Annotated in this window: 14 protein-coding genes and 2 pseudogenes; 10 read left to right on the top strand and 6 right to left on the bottom strand. The window is 61.3% G+C overall.

What is annotated here, in order from left to right; all coding sequences use genetic code 11:
• Positions 1-163: 163 nt before the first annotated feature.
• Together ACTQYB_RS07740 and ACTQYB_RS07735 are read right to left on the bottom strand one after the other, a co-directional pair.
• Positions 164-625: pseudogene (locus ACTQYB_RS07740) on the bottom strand (LuxR C-terminal-related transcriptional regulator); the annotation flags it as partial.
• A 123-nt stretch (positions 626-748) separates the two neighbouring features.
• Positions 749-859, bottom strand: a pseudogene (locus tag ACTQYB_RS07735) (DNA-binding response regulator); the annotation flags it as partial.
• A 338-nt stretch (positions 860-1,197) separates the two neighbouring features.
• Between ACTQYB_RS07735 and ACTQYB_RS07730 the strand changes: the two are divergent.
• Positions 1,198-3,405 (top strand): DUF2207 family protein, encoded by a 2,208-nt coding sequence (locus ACTQYB_RS07730; protein WP_441482359.1) that lies wholly within the window; start codon positions 1,198-1,200, stop codon positions 3,403-3,405.
• Here the strand turns inward: ACTQYB_RS07730 and ACTQYB_RS07725 are convergent.
• Positions 3,343-6,072, bottom strand: a complete 2,730-nt coding sequence (locus ACTQYB_RS07725; protein WP_441482358.1) for a DUF7134 domain-containing protein — start codon at positions 6,070-6,072, stop codon at positions 3,343-3,345. The two genes, ACTQYB_RS07730 and ACTQYB_RS07725, sit on opposite strands and share 63 nt — an antisense overlap.
• A gap of 159 nt (positions 6,073-6,231) precedes the next feature.
• On the opposite strand from ACTQYB_RS07725, the gene ACTQYB_RS07720 reads away from it, so the two are divergent.
• The 6 genes from ACTQYB_RS07720 to ACTQYB_RS07695 all read left to right on the top strand — a co-directional run bounded on the left by ACTQYB_RS07720 (position 6,232) and on the right by ACTQYB_RS07695 (position 14,227).
• Positions 6,232-7,578 (top strand): alpha/beta fold hydrolase, encoded by a 1,347-nt coding sequence (locus tag ACTQYB_RS07720; protein ID WP_441482357.1) that lies wholly within the window; start codon positions 6,232-6,234, stop codon positions 7,576-7,578.
• Between the two features lie 82 nt (positions 7,579-7,660).
• Positions 7,661-8,458 (top strand): pyrroline-5-carboxylate reductase, encoded by a 798-nt coding sequence (proC, locus tag ACTQYB_RS07715; RefSeq protein WP_441482356.1) that lies wholly within the window; start codon positions 7,661-7,663, stop codon positions 8,456-8,458.
• A gap of 177 nt (positions 8,459-8,635) precedes the next feature.
• Positions 8,636-9,730, top strand: a complete 1,095-nt coding sequence (gene ychF, locus ACTQYB_RS07710) for a redox-regulated ATPase YchF (protein WP_015450329.1) — start codon at positions 8,636-8,638, stop codon at positions 9,728-9,730.
• A gap of 1,279 nt (positions 9,731-11,009) precedes the next feature.
• Positions 11,010-11,726: a L,D-transpeptidase gene (locus ACTQYB_RS07705; protein WP_441482355.1), complete on the top strand. Its 717-nt coding sequence runs from the start codon at positions 11,010-11,012 to the stop codon at positions 11,724-11,726.
• A gap of 196 nt (positions 11,727-11,922) precedes the next feature.
• Positions 11,923-12,750, top strand: a complete 828-nt coding sequence (locus tag ACTQYB_RS07700) for a histidine phosphatase family protein (protein WP_033505391.1) — start codon at positions 11,923-11,925, stop codon at positions 12,748-12,750.
• A 184-nt stretch (positions 12,751-12,934) separates the two neighbouring features.
• Positions 12,935-14,227: a uracil-xanthine permease family protein gene (locus ACTQYB_RS07695; RefSeq protein ID WP_441495919.1), complete on the top strand. Its 1,293-nt coding sequence runs from the start codon at positions 12,935-12,937 to the stop codon at positions 14,225-14,227.
• 192 nt (positions 14,228-14,419) lie between these two features.
• Here ACTQYB_RS07695 and ACTQYB_RS07690 read toward each other — a convergent pair whose 3' ends face one another.
• Complete coding sequence (locus tag ACTQYB_RS07690; RefSeq protein ID WP_441482353.1) at positions 14,420-15,319, bottom strand: ABC transporter permease; 900 nt, start codon at positions 15,317-15,319, stop codon at positions 14,420-14,422.
• The gene (locus tag ACTQYB_RS07685) at positions 15,316-16,086 is read right to left on the bottom strand and encodes an ABC transporter ATP-binding protein (RefSeq protein WP_441482352.1); all 771 of its coding nucleotides are present in this window, start codon (positions 16,084-16,086) and stop codon (positions 15,316-15,318) included. Before ACTQYB_RS07685 ends, ACTQYB_RS07690 begins: the two co-directional genes overlap by 4 nt.
• 203 nt (positions 16,087-16,289) lie before the next feature.
• Here ACTQYB_RS07685 and ACTQYB_RS07680 point away from each other — a divergent pair, with 203 nt between their 5' ends.
• A complete protein-coding gene (locus ACTQYB_RS07680) occupies positions 16,290-19,532 on the top strand; it encodes a UPF0182 family membrane protein (RefSeq protein ID WP_441482351.1) in 3,243 nt (1,080 codons plus the stop codon).
• Between the two features lie 322 nt (positions 19,533-19,854).
• Here ACTQYB_RS07680 and ACTQYB_RS07675 read toward each other — a convergent pair whose 3' ends face one another.
• Positions 19,855-20,661: an ABC transporter permease gene (locus ACTQYB_RS07675; RefSeq protein ID WP_441482350.1), complete on the bottom strand. Its 807-nt coding sequence runs from the start codon at positions 20,659-20,661 to the stop codon at positions 19,855-19,857.
• Between the two features lie 205 nt (positions 20,662-20,866).
• On the opposite strand from ACTQYB_RS07675, the gene ACTQYB_RS07670 reads away from it, so the two are divergent.
• Positions 20,867-21,658, top strand: coding sequence for a DUF1287 domain-containing protein (locus tag ACTQYB_RS07670; protein WP_441495918.1), 792 nt, complete (start codon positions 20,867-20,869; stop codon positions 21,656-21,658).
• 336 nt (positions 21,659-21,994) lie between these two features.
• A complete protein-coding gene (locus ACTQYB_RS07665) occupies positions 21,995-23,095 on the top strand; it encodes an ABC transporter substrate-binding protein (RefSeq protein ID WP_321046824.1) in 1,101 nt (366 codons plus the stop codon).
• Positions 23,096-23,097 lie beyond the last annotated feature (2 nt).

Genomic DNA, 23,097 nt, shown 5'->3' with positions numbered 1-23,097 from the left:
CCCCCCCCCCCCCCCCCCCCCCCCCCCCCCCCCCCCCCCCCCCCCGGATTTTCAAGCACAAGACGGCATACGAGATACCGACGTAAGTCTCGTGGGCTCGGAGATGTGTATAAGAGACAGCTGCATACCCGCATATGGTTTGCGTGTCGCTTCTACGGAGCGTCTACGGGCGGACCAGTCCGTTCTCGTAGGCGAAGACAACCGCCTGTACCCGGTCGCGCGCGTTGATTTTCGCCAGGATATGCGCCACATGCGTTTTCACGGTCGGCAGGCTGATGAACAGCTTGTCGGCGATTTCCTGATTGCTCAGCCCATGCGCGATTTCAATGAGCACCTCGCGCTCGCGTTCGGTCAGTTCGTTCAACTCCGGATCGGTGTACTGCGCTTCATTGCCGCCGGACGTCCCCGGTCGTACAGTGGGGGCGAGCCTGCCTTCAACCATATTCTCGATCAGCCGCTTGGTCGCGGACGGGGCGATGATCGCGTTGCCCTGGTACACGGTACGAATGGAGGCCAGCAGGGTCTCCGGCTCGGTGTCCTTGAGCAGGAAGCCCGACGCACCCGCATTGATCGCGGACATCACATACTCGTCCAGATCGAAAGTCGTCAGAATGATGACACGGGTGACATGCCCTGCGTCATCGATGTTCTCGGCATGGCCGCCCGGCGTGTCACTGGGGTGAGACGTCGTCGATTCCATCGCAGTGATCCGGCGTGTCGCCTCGATTCCGTCCATGCCGGGCATACGCACGTCCATGAGCACGACATCAGGATGCAACTCTTGCGCGAGCGCGACTGCCTGATCGCCGTCGCTTGCCTGCCCGACGACCTCCATCTCCGCCTGGGATCCGATGACCATGGCGAATCCTGCGCGGACGAGTTCCTGATCGTCGGCGATGACCACACGGATGTGTTGCTGCTCATGCATGGCTTCCACTGTAACCGCAGGTAGGGGCGTGCGCTAGGATGCGGCACGGTTCGCGCGCGACCCACACGGCGTACGAGGCTTGAGATGCAATGACAGGGAGGGGCGGATGCGCGGTTGGCGCGGTGATGTACCGCACTCCTGAGATACTGAACGACGTATCATGCTCGGGAACGACCATGGCGGACGTGCGGGCTGATACCGGACAAGGCATCCGGAACAAGCCACGGCGGCGATTCCGTTGCGGCATGGAGCACAAGGAGTTGCCAGCTGTGAAGTCAACAGCCAGCGCGTGGAAAAGGGCGGTCGGCATCGCGCTTGCAGTGGTGCTCGCGTGCACCTATATCATCGTCAGGACCTACTTGGACATCTACCCGTCTGCGGACATGACGTATCGGAGCGCCAACTATGAGGTCGAAGTGCAACGCAATGGCGACCTGAAGATTCGCGAGCATATCGATGTGACGCTCAAGAAGCGGGGCAAGCCGTGGCGGCAACTGTACCAGCAGTATCGTCTTGACCCCGACCAACTCACCGCCATCACCGGGGTGAGCGTCAAGAACACCACGACCGGCGAAACTTACACCCAGGCAGACCCGGTCGTGCCCGGCAGCCAGTCCACGTCACTATGGGACTCCACGTATGCTGGGCACTGGTATATCAAACGCGCCGGGGTGAGCACAAAGACGTATGACCCGGAACGTGACAAGCCTGACGCCTCGGGCGGCTACTCGGATCAGTACCCCACTATTGAAATCGGTTGGAACATCCCCGCGACCGACGACACCGACAGCATGGGGTTCGACATTACGATGACCTTCGAAGGGGTGTCCACCGCCTACGATGATGTCGCCACATTCCAGTGGGAGCCGATTGGCACCAGAAACACCGTCCCGATCGGTGAAGTCACGGGGACGGTGACTTTCCCCGATGGCGTCACGACGAAGAATTCAGCGACTTGGCTGCACTTCGAAGGCCCGTTCTCACAGACCACACGCGATAAAGACGGCACGCTGCATTTCTCAGCGAAGAACGTGAAATCCGGCATGTATCTCGATGTGGTCGCCATGGTCGATATCGCTCAGATGAACGATGTCGCCCGTCATGGGCCGGGCGAACACCGGGAGAGCCTGATCACCTCGGAGCAGGACAAGATGGACCGCTGGGCGCGATACCGCGACGCCAAACACAGGGAATTGGTGATGCGCGCGTTCATCATCGCGGCCATAGGCATCACTCTGTGCGTCGCCATGCTCGTCTGCCTGCGCGGCAGCATCCGCAAGACGTCGTTCCCCAAGGACGCCGCGTACCGTCGTGAGCCGCCCGACATGACGCCGAACAACGCGGCGCGCCTCAACGCGCTGATCGAGCATTGCCCTGCATCGCAGACGAATGCGCGTGCACTGAGCGCCACCATGCTCTCGCTCGCATCCAAACATGCTATCAGGCTCCTGCCTGGTACGGCGGAATCCTATGACGGCATTGATGTATCCGGCGCGAGTGACGCCACCGTTTTGTCAGGGGTCGAGCAAACCCCGGCCGTCGAATATCACGTGGACCGGTCGGACGGGCGCACGAGCATCGCCGTCAAACCTGATGACGTGACCATCGTAATCGAAGCAGATGGCGAGGATTCCCGTGGCCATGCGGCATTGCACCTGTGCGACAGCGAGACCGACCTGCTGGATTTCCTCGAGGCGGTGGGCAAACGCGGTAAGACCCGGGTGTTCGACATGAAGCAGATGCGTTCCCTGATGAATGACTGGAAACGCGGCGCGAAAGAACAGCAGACCATGGTGACGCAGCTTGAGGGGGAGTTCTCGAAACTGAACCTCACTGTGCCTGTCGGCCGGGGAAGCATCGTCGTCAGCATCATCGCGTTCATCTATCTGGTGGTCAGTTGCGCGTTGCTATCGAGCAACCTGTTCCTACAATTGGTGACGATTCTTCCGGTCGCGTTGTGTGTGGGCCTGTGCATGGGCCTGATGCGGTTCTCCGGTTTGAACGAGCACGGCCGTCAGCTGGCTTCGCAACTGGAAGCGTTTAAGCGATATCTCAATGATTTCAGCGATTTCACAGATCGTGGCACGCAGGAGCTTGTCTTGTGGGACAAATACCTCGTCTATGCGGCGGCTTTCGGGCTGTCAGAACAGGTGATGAGTCAACTCGCCCGTTCGGTTCCTGAGCTATCCGACCCGCAGTGGCTTGACGACCATGCCTCCGGTTCGCTCGTGTATTGGATGTACCGTCCGACGATTCTGCCCGGCGGTGTCGTCGCTGGCTTGACCGCTGGCGGCGGGTCCGGTGTCGCGGCATTCGCGCCGTCGTCTTTCGCGGATTTGGGCGCGCAGCTCAACGACGGGTTCGTTGAAGTCCAGAGCGCAGTACAGACCACGCTCGGCTCCTCAGGTTCGGGGTCATCCGGCGGATTCGGCGGTGGTGGCGGCGGTGCCGGAGGCGGTAGTTTCGGCGGCCGGTAGCGCATCCGAGACCGCGGCAGGAGTGATCGCAGCGGCCGGGGAAGCTGGTGTGGCTTGGGAATCCTGCGTAGCCGGGGTGGCAGAGGAGGCTGAGGCAGGCGGAGAAACCGGGGCGAGCGGGGCGATATCCGCAGACCGGTCGTGCGTCTCGTCGCTGAACCCGGTTTTGCGCAGCACGCCAAGCAATTCGCGCATGCGTGCCAGAGCGGCCCGTCCTTGCTCGCCGATCTGTTTGAACGCTTCGGAGACTGCGGCTGCATCCGGCTCGGTCCCTTCCTGTTCCGCGTGTTCGAACATGGCGAGCCCCTCATGGGTACAAGCGATTACGGATTGGAGGGTGTCGGTGACCTCGCTTTGGATATTCGCGCTGATCCGGTCACGCTCCACGTTCGCGGCGAGCACTTGCTGCCGGCGGGCCTCCTCGTTAAGCGCCTGTTCACGCGCCTGCAAGACGAGCGCATCGTTGCCGCTTGTGCGTTTCCATATCGCTGCGACGATGGCGATCAGGCACATGAGCCCGACGGTGACGAAGGCGGAGCCCGTTTCAATCAGTATGGCGCCGCTGGGACGTTGCAGCTGTGCAAGATCGGCGAGCATGGCGAGCAGGGAGGTATACCCCATGGCTGCGGAGAACACGCACAGCGCGCACATGCATGTGGCGGTTGAGGCCGCGGCGATCGCCCGGTTGGTGGAGCGCCTATTGCCATAGAGGATTGCGGCGGAGAGCACGCCGAGAGACATGATGTTGACGAATAGGATGCACGGCATAACCAGCAGTTGGAGTATGGCGAAAACGAAGGCGAATATGGCGCTCGCCTGTGGGAAACGGCGTCTGAACATCCACGGCAGGATGGCCAGTACCGTCACTGCCCAGATGACGGCTTGGCCGATGGCATGTGTCTGGTTGCCGGTGAGCACGAATTCGAGATTGTTGCCCACGTTTACCCCGGACAGGCCGAAGAACGCGATGAAGATGAGACCAGACAGGATGTCTGACGCCAGATAGTGACGCTCCCACCACATGGACATGCGCTCGACCGTATTCGTGGCGACGTCTGTGCGATCTTCCGCAGTAGGCAGTGTCGGACGGCGGTCGTTGAAGCACCGCCGCAGCATGTCAGGAATCCGAGTAGGGCGCGCCTGCAACGGTAGTGATGCGGGTGCGATGCTTTGCCGCACTGACGTTCTTCCTCCGCCGATTGTGTTCTGCCGTGGCTGCCGGACGGGGGTGAGCTCGTCGCCGACTGTACTACTGTGCTGTAGATCAATTGCCGGCATGGTTGGTTCGCTCGCGCCGGTCAGAGCTTCTTGTGACTGATGGGCCGCAGGTACGGCCGCGACTGGTGCCGGCGAAGTTGCGGTCGAAGCGGTGGCACGTAGTTCGGCTTCATGCTCGGTGTCCCGGTACGGCACACTCGCCACGACCTCAAAACCACCGCTGAGCCTTGGTCCCGCTTGGACACTGCCATGTGCCATCGCGATGCGTTCGCGCATGCCGAGCAAACCGAGGCCGGGTTTATGTCCGTCCGCGGCGGCGCTCGCACCCCGGCCGTCATCGGTGACACGGACAGTCAACCCGGTGTCTGACCATGCCTCCTCGATATCCACGTGCACGTCGGGGCCGGCGTATTTGCGCACATTGGTCAGTGCTTCCTGCACCATACGGTACATTGCCGTGCTTGCGGTTTCGCTCAGCCGCGCCGGATGCGGTTCCCCGATGATCGTGTAGCTGATGTCCGTGTCGGCCGCTGAGTGTCTGGCTTCGCCGACCAGTGCGGTGACATGCCGGTAATCTGCATGGTCGGGTTCGCCGAATACGCCCAGCAGATGCTGCATATCGCGCATCGCACGCTGTGACTCGTGTTCGATGGTGTGCATCGTGCGTTTGGCGATCTGCGGGTTCGAAGCCCCGGCATACCTGCCCCCATCGGATTGCACGATGATGATTGACAGGGTGTGCGCGACGACATCATGCATATCGCGAGCGATCCGGGCTCGTTCCGCCAACGCGGCAATCCGGCGTCGCTCGTCCTCCCCGGCCTGCAAAGCCTCGTTGCGTTCTTGCAGCATCGTGATGGTCACGTTGCGTGCGCGCTGCCAGTAACCGAGGAAAATCGCGGTGACGATGCACAGGGTGATGACAATGAGTCCGCCCGTGAACGCTGAGAGGAAATTCTGCGCGCAGGTGTGAGGGTTGTTGCCTTCGCACAGGGAGATGGTATACGGGGACCCGGGGTCGCCGAATACCGGCCCGACACTGGTAGATATTGCCAGCGCGAGCGAGGCGAGGATGCCGATGGCCAGCGCAAGACACGCGAACAGGCGGCTTCGGTTCGGATTGCCGTACACGATGACGGCGTACAGGACGCTCAACGCGAACAAGTCCGCGGGCACCAGCGCCGGACCAATGATGAGCTGGGCGACCGCAACTGCGGTAATCGCCCAAGCGCTCGGTTCCGGACGCCACCGGCGGGTAGCCACAGGAATGAGGATGGCGATCTGCCACAGGGTACACGCGGTTGCCGGGCAGGAGAAGAACACGCCGGGAATGGAGCCGGTGGCGGTCACAATCACCAGGAACAGCGCGGCAACCAGCACGGTCATGGCGGTATCCACCGCCAGAACGTGGCTTTTGGCCCATGAGGTCATCCGTGTCATCCAATGCATGCCATTCACCCTAGCGTCCGGCGGGCACCGCGGCCATCATGCGCGAGGATGAAAGGCGGGAAGAACGAAGCAAAGACAGGGAAAGGTGAGGTAAGGCCGGGGTGGCGCTATGGTGGGCATAACGGATTGATGGGCCGATTCACGGTCGGGAGGTGCACGATGACGGCGTTGGCGCAGTATTACGTTCCGGGGCGATATATCGAAGATCATGCGATTGATGTGCCGCTGGACTGGCGGGGCGACACGCCCGGCAAAACGGTGTCCGGAGAGACGATTCGGCTGTTCTACCGGGTGGTATGCGAGGCAGGTCACGAGCAGGAGGACTTGCCGCTGCTGCTGTTCTTACAAGGAGGCCCGGGAGGTGCGGGCCCGCGCCCGATGGGCCATGACGGCGGGGATGCCTGGCTTGCAGAGGCATTGAAGCATTTCCGGGTTGTGCTGCCTGATCAGCGTGGCACTGGCCGTTCCTCGCGTATTGATTCGCATGCCATGTCCCGTATCGGGGACGCGTCGGCGCAGGCTGCGTATCTCAAGCGTTTCCTTGCCGATTCGATTATCCGGGACTTCGAGCATCTGCGCCTGAGTGCGTTCGGCGGCCGCAAGTGGGTCACGCTCGGGCAGAGCTACGGCGGGTTCCTGACCTTGAGCTACCTGTCCCTGTTCCCGCAAGGATTGGCTGCATGCTTCACCAACGGCGGCATCCCGCATGTGCCGGCTGACCCGGACGACGTATACGCGCACACCTTCCCGCGTATGGAATCGAAGACCATGCAGTATTACGTGCGTTATCCGCAGGACCGCGAGCGTGTCGCCGCCGTTGCCGACCGGGTGGCCCAAGGGGGAGTGGCGTTGCCCAACGGCGATCCGCTGACCGTCGAACGCGTGCAGACTTTGGGTGGCGGGTTCGGTATGAAGCCGAGTTTCGAACAGATTCACTGGCTGTTCGACGAGGCTTTCGTCGACGGCGATGGTTCCGTGGACAGCTCGTCACCGCTGTCCGACGAATTCCTCACCCATGTGATGGACACGACCGCATCCCGCCCCCTGTACTGGCCGCTTCAGGAATTCATTTACGCCGACGGCGAGCTCGAACATCCGGTCAACTGGGCTGCCCAACGCGCCTACGACACCCGCCCTCAATTCTCCGTATCCGCGCGGCCGCTGCTGTTCACCGGGGAGGCGATTTTCCCGTGGATGTTCCGGCAGGAGCAGGCGTTGCACCCATTCGCCGCAGCGATGGACATCCTCATGCAGGACACGCATTTCGGCAAGATCTACGACGCCGACCAGCTCGCTCGTAACGAGGTGCCGCTGCAGGCGACTGTCTACGTGGACGACATGTATGTTGATTCGACACTTCAGCTTGATACCCTGTCCCGTGTCGGCAACAGCCACTACTGGGCGACCAACGAGTATGAGCATGACGGGTTGCGCACCGACCCGCGGGTTTTCACGCGCGAATACCGGGAAGCCCTGGGGCGGGGAGACCTCGCCGGCATCAAGTGACCAGCCCGGCGCGGCCCGCAACCGCGCCCGAACGCATCCGTGGCCGGCATGGCGCCGGCGAACAACCCAAGAAAGGAACCCAATGACCCAGCAACTGAGCGACATCACCGTCGGATTCATCGGTTACGGCGCCATGGCACAGGCCATGGCCCAAGGCTTTGTGGACGGGGGAGTCCTCGAAGGCGGGCAGATTCTCGCCTGCGCAGGACATTACGACAAGCTCGTGGACAGCACGTCCGCGCTTGGCGTGCGTCCGATGCACAACGCCACCGAGGTTGCCGCAGCAAGCGATATCGTCATCCTCGCCGTCAAACCGAACCTCATCGAAGAGGTCGTGACCCCAATTCTGCATGAACTGGCCAACAGCATCGTCGTATGCGTGGCCTGGGGGTGGACTTTCGACCGCCTTGAAATAGTGCTCGAGGACCATACCCCGCACATCTCCATCATCCCCAACACTCCGATCGCCGTTGGCCAAGGCGTCAGCGTCGTCGAAGACAAGCACAATCTCACCGAGTACCAGGCGGGGCTTGTCCGCGCGCTGCTCGAGCCGGTCAGCATGCTCGAGACCGTCGACACTGCGCACATGTCCCAAGCGGGTACCATTTCCAGCTGTGCCCCGGCGTTCACCGCGATGTACATCGAGGCGCTCGCCGACGCGGGCGTGCAGTATGGGCTAAAGCGTGCCAGCGCGTACCGGCTCGCCGCGAAAATGGTCGAGGGCACGGGCGCGTTGCAAGTCAGTGACGGGCGGCTGCCCGCGGCCATGAAGGATGCGGTCTGCTCTCCGGGCGGCGCGACCATCCGCGGCGTGGTCGCGTTGGAACAGCACGGGTTCCGCGGCGATGTGATTTCCGCGGTGCAAGCTGTGGAAGGCTGACGGTTCCTTGATGTTTGCGGTGGCGGCCGGTGTTGACGATGCAAATCGTGGCACCGGCCGCCGCTCGTGTCGCGGCGGCTCATCCGACGGCTGTTCTCCCAGTCGGCGCGAATTACGCAAGGGTGATGACGTGCCGACGGCATGCGCTACGTCCATCATGCCTCTACACTGGAAAGCATGTCTTTAACTATCGGAATCGTTGGCCTGCCGAATGTCGGCAAGTCCACCATGTTCAACGCGCTCACCCGCAACAATGTGCTGGCGGAGAACTACCCGTTCGCCACCATTGAGCCGAACACCGGCATCGTGCCCCTGCCGGACGACCGGCTGCCGGTGCTCGCCAAGCTCGTCCACACCGAGAAGATCGTGCCCGCCACCGTCACCTTCGTCGATATCGCCGGCATCGTCAAGGGTGCGTCCGAGGGCGAGGGCCTAGGCAACAAGTTCCTCGCGAACATCCGTGAAGCCGACGCGATCTGCGAGGTCGTGCGCGCCTTCGAGGACGATGACATCGTGCACGTCAACGGCAAGGTCGATCCCGCCGACGACATCGACACAATCAACACCGAGCTCATCCTCGCCGATTTGCAAACCATCGAAAACGCGCTGCCGAAGCTCGAGAAGGAACTGCGCGGCAAGAAGGTCACGCCTGAATACGTGAACGCAGTCAACGAGGCGAAGAAGATCCTCGAGGCGGGCGAGACCATCGACCACGCGGCCCAGGCAGGCAAGATCAACAAGGACGACATCTACGACCTGCACCTGCTGACCGCCAAGCCGTTCATCTACGTGTTCAATGTTGACGACGCCGAACTGTCCAATGAGCAGCTGCGCAAGAAGCTCACCGATTTGGTGGCCCCTGCGAAGGCGATTTTCCTCAACGCCCAGTTCGAAGCTGATTTGACCGAGCTTGACGAGGCGGATGCGCGTGAGATGCTTGAGGACGCCGGATTGAAGGAATCCGGGCTCGACCAGCTTGCCCGTGTCGGATTCGATATTCTCGGCCTGCAGACCTTCCTGACCGCAGGCGAGAAGGAAGTGCGTGCCTGGCAGATCCACAAGGGCTGGACCGCCCCGCAGGCAGCAGGTGTGATCCACACCGATTTCGAGCGTGGCTTCATCAAGGCCGAAATCGTCTCCTACGATGACTTCGTCGCAGCCAACGGCTCGATGAACACCATCAAGGAGGAAGGCAAGCTCCGCCTTGAAGGACGTGACTACGTGATGCAGGACGGCGACATCGTCGAATTCAAGTTCAACGTATCCAAGTAACCGCCCACACCCCGCCAAAACGGCGCGATTCCAACGATTCCAAACCGCGGAACGTTGCAATCGCGCCGTTTTTGAATGCACGAAAACCGGCCGTTCCCGCCACGTTCCGGGCGGTTGTCGCCATCGAATGAGTGACTTTAGAGTGACTTTTCAGTGGCGCTCGCCGGCACAGTCGGACGCGACAGGTCCGGTACGTGGGACTTCTGACGGAAACGTCATAATGGCGGCAAACTCCCGGGACTTTTGGCGGGAATGGCGCCAATGGCGGTTATCTCCCGGGAGTTTGTGGGCGAGGACGGGGTTTCGTGCAGATGCGACAACGAAAACGTTGAAATACCAACGTACTCGAAATCAGGCCCCTGGGAGTTTACGCGTCAAACTGCATATAACGAGAAAAGTCCCACGCTGGGCGGTGACGTCCGTTGACGGTGACGTCCGTTGACGATGACGTTCGTTGACGATGACGTCCGTTAGCCATGATGACCTTCTCGATTAGTGGACAAGCATGTTCTGCGCGCGGGCCGCAGGGCATGACGGTGGCCAGTGCGACCCAGCTCATTACTGTGCTGCAGAAAGATCGGCTGACGCAATCGCCGATTGTCATCGCAGCTGGTCACCGAGGTCGGCGAACCCTCGACTGCGCCAACATACTGATGCTTTGCTACAGCCATGTACGATGACGGTTGCAGCCGGTTCCCTGTCTGCGGGCAAATTGTTGTGTCCCTCATTTCCAGGCACAACGCGCGGTTCGTGCATGACCTGCTGCGAAATCTGGGTTCATGCCGCCGCACAGTTGCGACGTTCACTAGAACCCGCCGTGGTTTCCTTTCCTTTTTGGTGAGGAGCAGGGCGGAGGAGGACGGGTGTCATTCTTGTTTTGGCGTTCCCGGTTGTTTGAAACCCCGCAGCGACGTATTTACTATTCATAGTTGGCCGACGAGCGCTCAACTCCGCCGTTGTGTGACTGTCGTGTTGCACGGCAGCCGGATACCGGACAATTGCGGGTGCTATCTGCCGGTATCTCCCCGTTGTGCGACTGGTGTGTTGCACGGCAGCCGGGTACCATGCGGGGGAGAACGTAGACCGCCTCCAGCCCGTGCCACATAGAATCTCCCACCCGCTTTGTCAACTTTGGCTTGTAGCGACGAAAACGGCTCCACCCGCGCGTCATCGGTGCGGATACCGTTATTGTAGAAAGGCATGAATGAATCCCCCCGTCGTGACAACCCACCACGGGGGCGTGATTCAGCGTGCGTACTGCAGACGAACGGAGGCGACTATGGCGGTTTTCCCGCATCGAAGCGGGCAGGGCGATCATCCGCTCCGCCGCAATGCCAGGGTTCTTCTCGCGGCGTTGGCATGTATCGCGCTGATTTTCGGGTTCTTCTCCATCCAGCAGCATCGTGCGGATATGCGAGCGACAACCCGAGCTGCATTCAGGTCATCCACTACTCTCGTACACCGCAATGTTCCCGCCCCTGACGGTACTCATACACTGAACAAATCCGCAGTACCGGCGATTAACGCATCCCCTGGCACACATACCAATGCCCAGAACAAGGGCACGACCGTCGATTGGCGTGCCGCATCTGGCGGGGCGCAGCCGAAACTGTCCGAATACAAGAACTTGAGCATCACGGTCGATTTATCCGCCCAACGGGTGCACGTGTGCTCCAACGGCAAGACTATTTACACGATGATTGCCAGCACGGGGCTCAACGACAGCACTCCACACGGGGATTTCACCATCAACGGCCGGGGCGACCATTTCTACAACCCCTCTGATGGCTGGGGCGCGGACTATTGGGTGTCCTTCCGCAACAACGTCTTCCTGTTCCACACCGTGCCCACCAAACAGGATGCGGGGACGTATGTGGTCAGTGAGGCGGTGAAACTCGGGCATCCGGCATCGCACGGTTGCGTGCGTCTGACCTTGTCTGACGCGAAGTGGTTCTACGATCAGGTTCCTGACGGCACGCCCGTGCATATCAGCTGACGTGTCTGATGGGCGACGGGCGCCGTCTGATAACACCCCCGATAAACACCGTCTGATGGACGCGCGGTGAATTGTCGGTGTCATTTGTTCTCGCCCCGCGGATTCGCCGGCATGGTCCCGGGACGTTGCGATAGCGTAGTATCAGGAATCGGCCGCGTGGTCGCGGTCTGGACGCATTGTTCGGAAAGGAGCGCCTATGGGGATGCCGCTTGATTTGTATGTGATCCGGCACGGTGAATCCGAGGCGAATGTCATCATCAAGGCCGGCGAGCAGGGCGATACCTCCCTGTACACGCAGGATAACGTGACGGTGCCGGATCGTTCGTGGCGTTTGACGGCGACCGGCCGTCGCCAGGCTGATTGCATCGGCCGCTGGCTTGTCTCCCAGCAGCAGCTATTCGACCGCTATCTGGTCTCGCCGTACGTCCGCGCTCGCGAAACGGCCGCCACCATGGCCTTGCCCAAGGCGAAATGGGAGGAGACCCGGGTGTTGCGTGAGCGGTCGTGGGGTGAAATCAACACCATCACGCAGGATGAATTCAAAACCAATTACGAGCGCAACTGGTTGTTCAAACGCACTGACCCGCTGTATTGGCGTCCGCCAGCAGGCGAATCGATCGCCGATGTCGCCGAGGACCGCGTGCACAACCTGCTCACCTCGCTCAACCGCCGCTCCGAGTCGGAATCGGTGGTCGTGGTCACGCACGGCGATTTCATGCTGGCGATGATGCTCACGCTCGAGGACCTCTCCGACGAGGAGTTCATGCACCGCGCGGACAGCGACGATTGGAAAATCACGAACTGCACGTGCCTGCATTATTCCCGCCGTGACCCGCACACCGGCCGCACGACCGAACGGCTGCGCTGGGAACAGACCGCCCGTCCGGTGCTCGACGAGCAGACCGGCCGTTGGGAGGTCGAAGTGGAACCGTGGCGCGAGTTCCAGCGCCCGCTGCTGTCGAATGGCGATCTGGTTGATGTTGTGCATTCGGTTGACCCGCATCTGACGCAATACACCAAGTGACACCCGTATTGCCGCCCGATGCGTCCTGACTGCCGGCACCAAGACGACGAGAGCGCGACACGCCTAAAAATCCGCGGGTTTTTAGGTCTTGTTGTCTCTCGTGACATCGACACCGCTACCATTGTGCAAGGCGTCGGCGCGCCATGTGCGTCCGGCGAATTCCAAGAAGACAAAGGAGCAGTAGATGAGTAGCGGCTTGTTCACATGGAAACTGCACGGTGACGGCAAGACCTTGAAACCCGGGGAGGTGGTCGAACCCGACGAGCGCCTGTCTTGGCCGCGCACCGCAGGTATCGGCGCCCAGCATGTCATCGCGATGTTCGGCGCGACCTTCCTGGTCCCGATTCTCACCGGCTTCGACCCGTCGACGACCCTGTTCTTCACCGCCATGTCGACGGCGCTGTTCCTGCTCATCAACAAGAACAAGCTGCCAAGCTACCTCGGTAGCTCCTTCGGCTTCATCGCCCCGATTGCGGCGGTCGCCTCGGCCGACAAGGGCATCGCGGTCGCAAGCTTCGGCATCATGGTCACCGGTCTGCTGCTCGCCTTGGTGGGCGTGCTTGTCCATTTCGCCGGTGCCAAGTGGATTGACAAGATCATGCCTCCGGTGGTCAACGGCGCGATTGTGGCGATCATCGGCTTCAACCTCGCCCCGTCGGTGTGGACGAACTTCAAGAAGGCCCCGGACACGGCTGTGGTGACGCTGGTCGCCGTCCTGCTGATCGGCGTGTTGTTCCGCGGCTTGGTCGGGCGTCTGAACATCCTGCTGGGCGTACTGGTCGGCTATGCGTACGCGTGCGCCCGCGGCCAGGTCGATTTCAAGGCCGTGGAAGGCGCCGCCTGGGTCGGTTTGCCGCAGTTCCATCTGCCGCAGGTCGATTTCTCGATTCTCGCGATGTTCATTCCAGTCGTGCTCGTGCTGGTCGCCGAGAACGTAGGCCACGTCAAGTCCGTTGCACAGATGACCGGCCGCGATTATGACAACCAGATTGGCACCGCGCTCATGGCCGACGGTGTCGGCACCGCGATTGCCGGCTTCGGCGGCGGCTCCGGCACAACCACGTACGGCGAGAACATCGGCGTCATGGCTTCCACGAAGGTGTATTCGACGGCCGCCTACTGGTGTGCGGCGGCGTTCGCCTTGATTTTGAGCCTGTGCCCGAAGTTCGGTGCCGTGATCAACACCATTCCCGCCGGCGTGCTCGGCGGCGTGACCACCTTGCTGTATGGCATGATCGGCATGATCGGCGTGCGCATCTGGGTGGACAACCATGTCAACTTCGACAAGCCGGTCAATGTGATGACCGCGGCCGTCACGATGATTATCGGCATCGCCGACTTCACCTTCGCGGTCAGCGGCGTGCAGTTCAACGGCATCGCCATCGGCACGATCGTCGTGCTCGTCATGTACCACGGCCTCAAGGCCATCGGCAAGGCGACTGGGACGATTGCCAAGGACGATCCGGACGTGCTGTGATTGAATGACCATGACGCTGCTCGGCGGGTACATGAATTCGCCGGATGGCATCACATACTGTTTTGGGCCGCATCCCGTATTCCGGGGTGCGGCCCAAAACGTTGTATCGCCCGGTTTGCCCGGTACTCGAGTTTATGCGGTTCTTGCCTGCAGACCTACCTGACTGTTGACATTCACTTAGCAAGCAAATCGTCACCGCTTCTTCCCACGCTCGACCACGGGCTTGTCGCGATACTGGTCGTCGGGCGTGAAACAGGTGCGATACACCATCACCATGATCAGGGTGTCGGCCAGCAAGGTGAGCGCGGCGATGGAGGCGAGGATCACGAACTGGTATTTCGCTGCGTTGAGCGGGTCGCCGCCTGCGATGACCTGGCCGGCCATCATGCCCGGGATGGTCACGATGCCGCTTGAGGCGAGCGACGCCGTGGTCGGCAGCAAGCCGAGGCGGATCGAGGAAATCACCGATGGCCGTGCGGCCTCCCAGCGGGTCGCGCCTAACGCCAGCAGCGTGTCGACCTCGTCCCGCCGTTCCTTCATGCTTTCATAAAAGCGGCTCAGCCCTACGGCCAGCGCGGAAACCGTATTGCCCAACAGCATGCCGGTCAGTGGCACCACCAGCTGTGGCGCATACCACGGGTGGGGGCGTACGACCAGCTCCGTGACCATCGAAATCATGAGCAGCATGGTGATGACCAAGGTCAGCAGCACCGGACCCGCAAGCCCCTTCGGCACGCCTTTGGCGCGTGACAGGGTGATTTGCACGGCCGCCACCAGCATGACGGCGACTAAGGCGAGTACCAGCCACGGGTTGCCGGATTTGATGACATAGCCCATGATGAAGCCCATCGCGCACAGTTGGACGAGCGCGCGGCATGCGGACCACAGAAGCGTTTTGCCGATGCCCAGATGCATGAGCCATGACAGCCCGGAGGCGACCATCACCATCGCGAGTGCGATGAGCAGGCCCCAGATGTCGATGGGGTAGGAGGTGCCCGATGTCGTCTGCGTGGCTGTTTGTGCCACGGTTTGGGCGACGTGGGGTGTGTTCGGGAGAGTTGCCCATGTCGAAGCCAGATTGAACGTGTTCATCGCAGTCCTCCTTCGTCGAGGGTGACGGTTCGGGTGGCGACCCCGTCCGGCGGGCGGTGCCGGATGCGGATCACCGCCATGCCGCGTTGTGCGGCGTCGCTGAGGATGGCGGCGACTTTTGCCGCGTTGTCATCGTCGAGCCCGGCATCGACCTCGTCGGCGAGCAGCAGTTTCGGATCTGTCAGCAGCGTGCGCGCGAGGCTCACGCGTGCCGCCTGTCCTCCTGACAGGTCGTGCGGCGCCCTGCCGAGATTGATATCTTCGCAGCCGATGGCGTCGAGGGTGGCGCGGATTTTGTCATCTGGCAGCATATCGACGCCGTTGTGCACCGCGCCCCAGATGCCGCTGCGACGCCGTTTGCCGCGGGTACGGGCATGGGCTTGGGGGTCGACAGGGTGATTCGTGTCAGACGAGCTGTCATCCTGCTCGTTGCGGATCGCCAAGGTCCACGGCAAACGAATGACCTCGGCCACGTTGTCTCCGATCAGCACCGGTTTCTGTGGCAGATAGGCGACGCTACACCGCCACTGCTGCGGTGTGAATTCCGTCGATGGACGGCCATCGAGGAACATGGTGCCGCCGGCATGGGGATTGAGCCGTGCGAATGCGGTGAGCAGGCTGCTTTTCCCCGCGCCTGACGGGCCGACCAGATCGACGATCTCGCCGGCGTCGATGTCGAAGGACAGTCCTTGGAAAATGGTTTTCTCGCCGTCCTGCGAGGGGACGGTGCACGTCATGTCGCGTGCGCTGAACAGATGCGTACTCATGGCTACAGGCTATCGCGTCTGCAAGTCCAGTGTTGGGCAATCGGACGGTGTTTCGCCGCTTGCTGACATTGTCGATGTCGTCGATGCGGCCGAGAGACACGGTTGCCGTAGATATCGCCGTATCGATGATCAGCCTTATACCATATCGTCCTTCGTTTCAGCTGGGCGTTTCGCTGTTCCTTGCCGGTCGGTAGGCTGGGAATATGGCTTTGTTTGATGATTTCGGCATGATGTTCGGCTTCCCCGGCGATTCCGGGCGTAAGGACGACGACCCCGAGGTCGTTGACGTCCAGGTCGACGGGGATGCGCAGGGCGGTGGGAACGCCCAGGCGCCGCATGGGAATACGTCGATGCCCCGGCTTGGCCGCCGCGCGGCGAAACGGCCGAAAGTGCCCAGGCACAACGGTTCGACAATCGCCCTTGGCATCATCGCTGTCATCGTCGTGATCGTCGGATTGTTCTTCGGTTTGGACCGGTTCATCACGGATGTCATGTGGTTCGACCAACTCGGCTTCCAACGTGTGATCTGGACGCAGCTCGGTGTGAAAGTGGGCTTGTGGGCCGCCTATGCGCTGCTCATGGCATTGGTCAGCTTCATTGCCGCAGTGCTCGCCATCCGCACGCGTCCTAGCGGTGCTGACGGCTCCACGGTACGAATCAACGGCGATGTCATCGAAATCGGTAAAGGGGTGAGTACCCGTACCGCAACGCGTGTCGCAGTCGTGGTCTCCCTGATTGTGGGCATCATGTTCGGCTCGCAGTTCAACTCGAACTGGTCGCAGATTCTGCTCATGTTCAACGCGCAGCGCTTCGGCACCAAAGACCCGCAATTCGGCATCGACAACGGCTTCTACGTCTTCGTGCTCCCAGGCTTGAGACTTGTGATGTCCGCCGTCGCGATGCTGCTGCTCATGGGAATCATCTTTTCCGTGGTCACGCACGCGCTGGTCGGCGGCATCAGACTGACCATGCCGGTCAAAGGCCGCGGCCTGTTCGCCATCACCAAGCATGCGCGCCGGCAGATCAGTGTGTGGCTCATGCTCAACATGCTCGTGTGGGCTGTGAATCAGGTGTTTGGCGTGTTCTCCAGCCTTACCGCACAAGGTGACCGGATCACCGGCGCTACGTACACCACCGTCCATGCCACGATTCCCGTCACCTTCATCATGGCGGCGTTGACGGCCATACTCGGCGTAGTGCTGGGCATCTGGCTTATGCGTTCGCACCAGCTCGAGGGGCCTGCACCGGTCGGTGTACGTGCTCGGGCGGCGCTCAAGGCATGGCGTGTCCCGGTGGTTGCAGTCGCTTCGACTTTGGTCATCTCTCTTGTGCTGACCGGTGTCTGGCCGGCGGTGATGCAGCGCTTCCGCGTCAACCCGAACGCGCAGGAGGCGGAATCCTCGTACATCCAGCGCAACATCAACGCCACCAAGCAGGCGTACGGGCTTGACAACATCAAAGTCGAGCAGTATGCCGCGACCACGGAAGGCAAATCCGGCGCACTGAGCTCCGACGCGGAAAGCACCGCGCAGATCCGTCTGCTGGACCCTCAAATCGTCTCGCCGACCTTCAAGCAGCTGCAGCAGTCCAAGCAGTATTACACCTTCGCCGACACGCTGGCAGTGGACAAATACACCATTGACGGCACCAGCCAGGACACGGTGATCGCCGCCCGCGAGCTCAATCTTGACGGCAACGACAACCGCAACTGGGTCAACGACCATACGGTGTACACGCATGGTTACGGTGTGGTCGCGGCCTACGGCAACAAGGTCACGGCGGACGGCCAGCCGAAATTCTTCGAATCCGGCATCCCCACCCAGGGCAAGCTCACCGAGTCGGAGCATTACGAGCCGCGCATCTACTTCTCGCCGAACGCGCCCGAATACTCGATTGTCGGCGCGCCCGAAGGCACCACATCGTGGGAGTTCGACTATCCGACCGGTTCGAAGGGCGCGACCAACACCTTCGATGGCAATGGCGGTCCGCGTGTCGGCAACATCTTCACGCGCGTGCTGTATGCAATTCGTTTCGGCTCCGACCAGATTCTGTTCTCCGACCGTGTCAACTCCCAGTCGCAGATTCTGTACAACCGCAGCCCCAAGGAGCGTGTGGCCGCGGTGGCGCCGTACCTGACGTTGGACGGGCGCGTCTACCCGGCAGTCGTCGACGGGCGTGTCAAATGGATTGTGGACGGGTACACCACATCCGATGCCTACCCGTATTCGCAGATGACCGATCTGGGCGCGGCGACCCAGGATTCGACCACCCGCACTTCGCAGACCGTGCAGGGGCTGGGGTCGCAGAACGCCAACTACATCAGGAATTCTGTGAAGGCCACTGTTGACGCTTACGACGGCTCGGTCACCCTGTACGCGTGGGATCCGAACGACCCGGTGCTCAAGGCCTGGCAACAGATCTTCCCAGGCAACTACCATCAGATTTCTGAGATCTCCGGCGATTTGATGAGCCATCTGCGCTATCCGGAAAGCCTGTTCAAGGTCCAGCGCCAATTGCTGACCAAATACCATGTGGACAGCGCGAGCCAGTTCTTCTCCGGTGAGGATTTCTGGCAGTCGCCGGTCGACCCGACCGAATCACAGCAGGCTCAGAAGGAGGACGTGCTCCAGCCGCCCTACTATCTGACTTTGCAGACCGGAGGGTCCAAAGCGCCGGTGTTCTCATTGACATCTTCGTTCATCCCGGCGGGTTCCTCGACCTCCACACGTGAGATCCTCACCGGTTTCCTCTCCGTGGACTCCGACGCAGGAACTAGCGCCGGCACGATCGGGGCGAACTACGGCACCATCAGATTGCAGGAACTGCCCAAGGATTCGAACGTCCCCGGGCCCGGCCAGGCACAGAACAACTTCAACGCGGATGCCGATGTATCCAAGGAACTCAACCTGCTTGAATCCGGCTCTACCACCGTCAAACGCGGCAACCTGCTCACCTTGCCGCTCGGTGGCGGTCTCGTGTACGTCGAACCCGTGTACGTGCAGTCGAGCGGTTCGACGCAGTTCCCGTTGCTCAAGAAGGTGCTCGTCGCGTTCGGCGACCAGGTCGGATTCGCCGACACACTCGATCAGGCGCTCGACCAAGTGTTCGGAGGCAATTCAGGCGCGGATGCTGGCGATGTCGACAATCGCGCGGCGTCGGACGGCGGGGCAGCCGGCTCTGCGGGGTCGTCGGGATCGTCTGGCTCATCCGGGACAGACAGCGGGAAATCCGGCGGTAAGTCAGGAACGACAGGCCAGTCCTCATCAAGTGGTTCGCAGAGCGAGGCACTGAAGTCTGCGCTTGCCGATGCCGCGCAGGCGATGAAGGATTCTGACGCCGCGATGAAATCCGGTGACTGGGCTGCGTACGGTAAGGCGCAGCAGCAGTTGGAGGACGCCATCAACAAGGCCATCGAGGAGGAGAATAAGACCTCGGCCAGCAAGTAGTCGTCGCAAGCTGTGACGGCCGTCTCGGCCCCGCCGTACGCATCAGTGCGGCGGGGCCGATGCATTCCGCCCGTCATTGTGTGAGGATTCGCTCACACAACGACCGGTTGGGCAGTCTGCCCCGATCGCGTGTTTGGCGATGAGAGAGTCTTTTGCGACGCAAATGAACCGTCAGCGTCGGCAAACGGCACGAGGTGTCCGTTGTCAGCGTCTACACAAGCCTCTACCAACCTTGACGGCGGTCTCAGCGTCGGCAGAAGCTTGTGTGGTTCGGGTTTGGCAGTGGGTGCATTCGCCGATGTCGCAGCGATACCCGGCGCGGTCACAGCTGGTCGGCGTCCGGGTCCTCATCCTCGTCCGCGGGGCCGAGCAGCACTCGCTCCGTCAAGGACACCGCGATGAGCAACACGCAGGTCAGCACGATGATCATGAATGTCGCCGAGAAAATGAGCGGCATGCGGAAGGAGTTGTACGCCGCCTGCAACCAGATGCCGAGCCCTCGTCGCGCCCCCAAGTATTCCGCCGTGGCGGCGGTTGCGAATGTGTAGGCGGCACTGATGCGGATGCCGCCGAAAATCTGTCGTGCCGCGACGCGCAGCTTCACGTGCCACAGCGTCCACACCGGGGTGGCCCCGCAGGTCAGCGCGACATCGACGTAGTAGCGCGGCACGTCCCTGAGCCCGCGGATGGTCTGCACGGCGATGGGGAACAACCCGAATACGGCGACGATTACGATTTTCCCGCTCGTTTCGAAGCCGAACCAAATCAGGAACAGCGGGGCGATGGAAATCAGCGGCATGGTCTGTGCAGCGTACAGCAGCGGAAACAGCGCAGCATCCAAGGTTTTCGAAGCGTAACAGCCGACCCCCACCATAATGCCCGCCGCCACGGCGAACAGGAAACCGATCGTGCCCTCCTCAAGGGTCGTCAAGGTTGCCGGCCACAAGGTCGGCCATGTTTCCACCGTCGCATCCACGATTTGCGTGGGGGAGGGCATGACGGTCTGCGGTACATGCGCGGCCTCGACCCATACCTGCCATATCACGAGAATCGCCAGCACCGCCGCGAACGTGGGCAGCCATCGCAGGTATCGGCGGGAGTGATGGGATTGATGTGATGGACGAGCCATAATCACCTTGCTTTCCGCGCCAGAGACGCACACGCCGCCGGGGAACGCAGTAAGGTGAGGAGCCCGCGTGCCGGACGGCCGGAAGAATCGTTGCTGATTCCATTATCACGAACCCGCAGACCGCAGACGAATTCGCCGGGTTTGTCGCCGTTGCGGCCCGAGGAGTGGCACAATGGAACGTATCTTGGCGGGATGGGAGAGCAGAATGCCGCAGCATAGGGCAGATAGCAGCACATACACGCGGGCCGGTAGTCCCCAGCGAGGCAGGCGGATTGTCGTGTCCGTCATTGTGATGCTCGTCGTCGTGGCATTGGTCGCAGGGGCGTGTCTGTGGGTGAGATACGCGCGCAGGGGGCAAGCCGGCGGCATCGGCGCCACCCCAGCCGTGAACCTGCCTTCTTCCTCGCCGACATTCACCAGCAGCGTGGACGCAAACGGCAATGGCGTGGACGATTACACGGATATCGTCCACGGTGCCCGCAAAGACGCTGAGGCGATGCCGACCTACGATACGGGCTACTATCAGGGCGGGTATCCGCCGTCCGACCGTGGCGCCTGCACCGATGTCGTCTGGCGGGCATTCGCCAACGCCGGGTACGACCTCAAAGCCATGGTCGACGCCGACATCACTGCCCGGCCGCAGGCTTACTCGCGTGTGATTTCCAAACCAGATCCGAATATCGATTTCCGTCGTACCGGCGTGCTTGACGTCTTTTTCAGCACCTATGGCGTGACGCTCGGCACGGATATTCGCGGCGATGACTGGGAACAAGGTGACATCGTTGTCTTCGAACATACCCGGCACATCGGCGTCGTCTCTGACCGGCGCGACAAGCAAGGTATGCCGCTGATCATTCACAACATGGGACAGAAACAGCGGGAGAACGATTATCTCGCGTTCCGCACGCATATGGCGGTCACTGGGCATTACCGGTTCGATGCCTCGCGCGTCCCACAATCGGTGATCAAAACCTGGTCCGGGCCGTTGCCGCGGTGAACCGTCCCTGAAAGTGTGACGGCTGGAAGAAAGCTACCGCAATATTGCCGAGAATGATGATTGCGTAGCAAGCGGAGCCAACACACCTGCCACCGCCGTCTGCCGCGTCCGGTCCGCAACAGGCAACCGCTCGCTCACAAGGATGACCACGGCTGAAGATATCCTTGACATTGCTTGCGTGCCCATGTGTGGCAAACCATCCGGCCGTGGTCAACGCGCATGACATCATGACGGCCGGGCGGGGACATGGGGCAGGCGGGGCCGGCCCTCACGTTCGTTCTCTGCCGAATCCGCCCGAATCCAGAGAACGGAACACGTCATGATTCAGGACATCATATGAGCCATCTGCCACAGGCTGCCCATGCACGGCAGCGCACCACAACATCCATCATCAGCCGCATCCGTGCAGGATTCGCCGCCACGCTTGCCATCGCCGTAATCGCGTCCCTCGGCGCGTGTGGCACCGCCGGAACATCCGCGAACGGACTGACCAAAACCACCTTCATGCTCTCGTGGGCGCCCGACACCAACCATATCGGCGTGTATGTGGCCAAACACAACGGGTATTTCAAACGAGCCGGTCTAGACGTCGATATCGTCGCCGTCGCCCAGGCGGGCGCAGAGCAGTCGGTCAACAACGGTGTCGCGGATTTCGCCTTGTCCAATCTCACCAATGTCTCCACCTACAGCCTCAAAGGCGCCACGCTCAAGCAGGTGCTGCAAGTGCAGCGCAAGCCGAGCGCCATCTGGTGTTCTCTGGCTTCGAACACGTCCATCACTCGCCCGCGGGATTTCGACGGGAAAACCTTCGCCACCTTCGGCTCGAACGAATCCGACGCGGTCATCAAGCAGATGATTAAAACCGATGGCGGCAAAGGGCAATTCGACAAGGTGACGGTCGGCACGTCCACATTCCAGACCCTGTCCAGCGGCAAAGCGGATTTCGGCGGGTTCTACGCGACCTGGGAAGGCGTTCAGGCCGATATGTACGGCCCGAAGCTCAACTGCTTCACCGAGCCTGACTATGGGGTGCCTGGCAATGCGGACTCCATCGGCATCATCACCAATAGCAAGACCATCAAGAACAATCCGAAACTGGTCAAAGCCTTCACCCAGGCCGCGCAGCAAGGCTACGAATACGCGTACGCGCATCCCGACAAGGCGGCGCAGATCCTCGTGGATGAAGCCCCGGAAGCCAATCTCAAACTCGCCTTTGTCAAACGCAGTATGCATGTCATCGTGGACGGCCAGTATTGGGGCAACCCGAAGGACATCGCCTCAGGCAAACTCGTCTTCGGCACCAACGACACCGTCTCCACGCAGCAGTATTTTGACTTCCTTGCGAACGCCGGCGCCTACACGGACGCCTCCGGCAAGGTGGTACACACCGCTCCGAAGGCCAAGAATCTCGTCACCGACCGTTTCCTCGCTCAATAATC

The sequence above is a fragment of the Bifidobacterium sp. LCP19S3_E9 genome, assembly GCF_052121135.1.
In the GTDB taxonomy this organism is placed as follows: domain Bacteria; phylum Actinomycetota; class Actinomycetes; order Actinomycetales; family Bifidobacteriaceae; genus Bifidobacterium; species Bifidobacterium thermacidophilum.
The sequence above is the reverse complement of the archived record's forward strand: the minus strand, read 5'-3'. Positions and strand labels throughout refer to the sequence as shown.

Excerpts from the sequence above, each read along its gene's own strand:
- ACTQYB_RS07725 (WP_441482358.1), bottom strand. The coding sequence starts at position 6,072 with ATGCATTGGATGACACGGATGACCTCATGGGCCAAAAGCCACGTTCTG.
- ACTQYB_RS07720 (WP_441482357.1), top strand. The coding sequence starts at position 6,232 with ATGACGGCGTTGGCGCAGTATTACGTTCCGGGGCGATATATCGAAGAT.
- proC (WP_441482356.1), top strand. The coding sequence starts at position 7,661 with ATGACCCAGCAACTGAGCGACATCACCGTCGGATTCATCGGTTACGGC.
- ychF (WP_015450329.1), top strand. The coding sequence starts at position 8,636 with ATGTCTTTAACTATCGGAATCGTTGGCCTGCCGAATGTCGGCAAGTCC.
- ACTQYB_RS07705 (WP_441482355.1), top strand. The coding sequence starts at position 11,010 with ATGGCGGTTTTCCCGCATCGAAGCGGGCAGGGCGATCATCCGCTCCGC.
- ACTQYB_RS07700 (WP_033505391.1), top strand. The coding sequence starts at position 11,923 with ATGGGGATGCCGCTTGATTTGTATGTGATCCGGCACGGTGAATCCGAG.
- ACTQYB_RS07695 (WP_441495919.1), top strand. The coding sequence starts at position 12,935 with ATGAGTAGCGGCTTGTTCACATGGAAACTGCACGGTGACGGCAAGACC.
- ACTQYB_RS07690 (WP_441482353.1), bottom strand. The coding sequence starts at position 15,319 with ATGAACACGTTCAATCTGGCTTCGACATGGGCAACTCTCCCGAACACA.
- ACTQYB_RS07685 (WP_441482352.1), bottom strand. The coding sequence starts at position 16,086 with ATGAGTACGCATCTGTTCAGCGCACGCGACATGACGTGCACCGTCCCC.
- ACTQYB_RS07680 (WP_441482351.1), top strand. The coding sequence starts at position 16,290 with ATGGCTTTGTTTGATGATTTCGGCATGATGTTCGGCTTCCCCGGCGAT.
- ACTQYB_RS07675 (WP_441482350.1), bottom strand. The coding sequence starts at position 20,661 with ATGGCTCGTCCATCACATCAATCCCATCACTCCCGCCGATACCTGCGA.
- ACTQYB_RS07670 (WP_441495918.1), top strand. The coding sequence starts at position 20,867 with ATGCCGCAGCATAGGGCAGATAGCAGCACATACACGCGGGCCGGTAGT.
- ACTQYB_RS07665 (WP_321046824.1), top strand. The coding sequence starts at position 21,995 with ATGAGCCATCTGCCACAGGCTGCCCATGCACGGCAGCGCACCACAACA.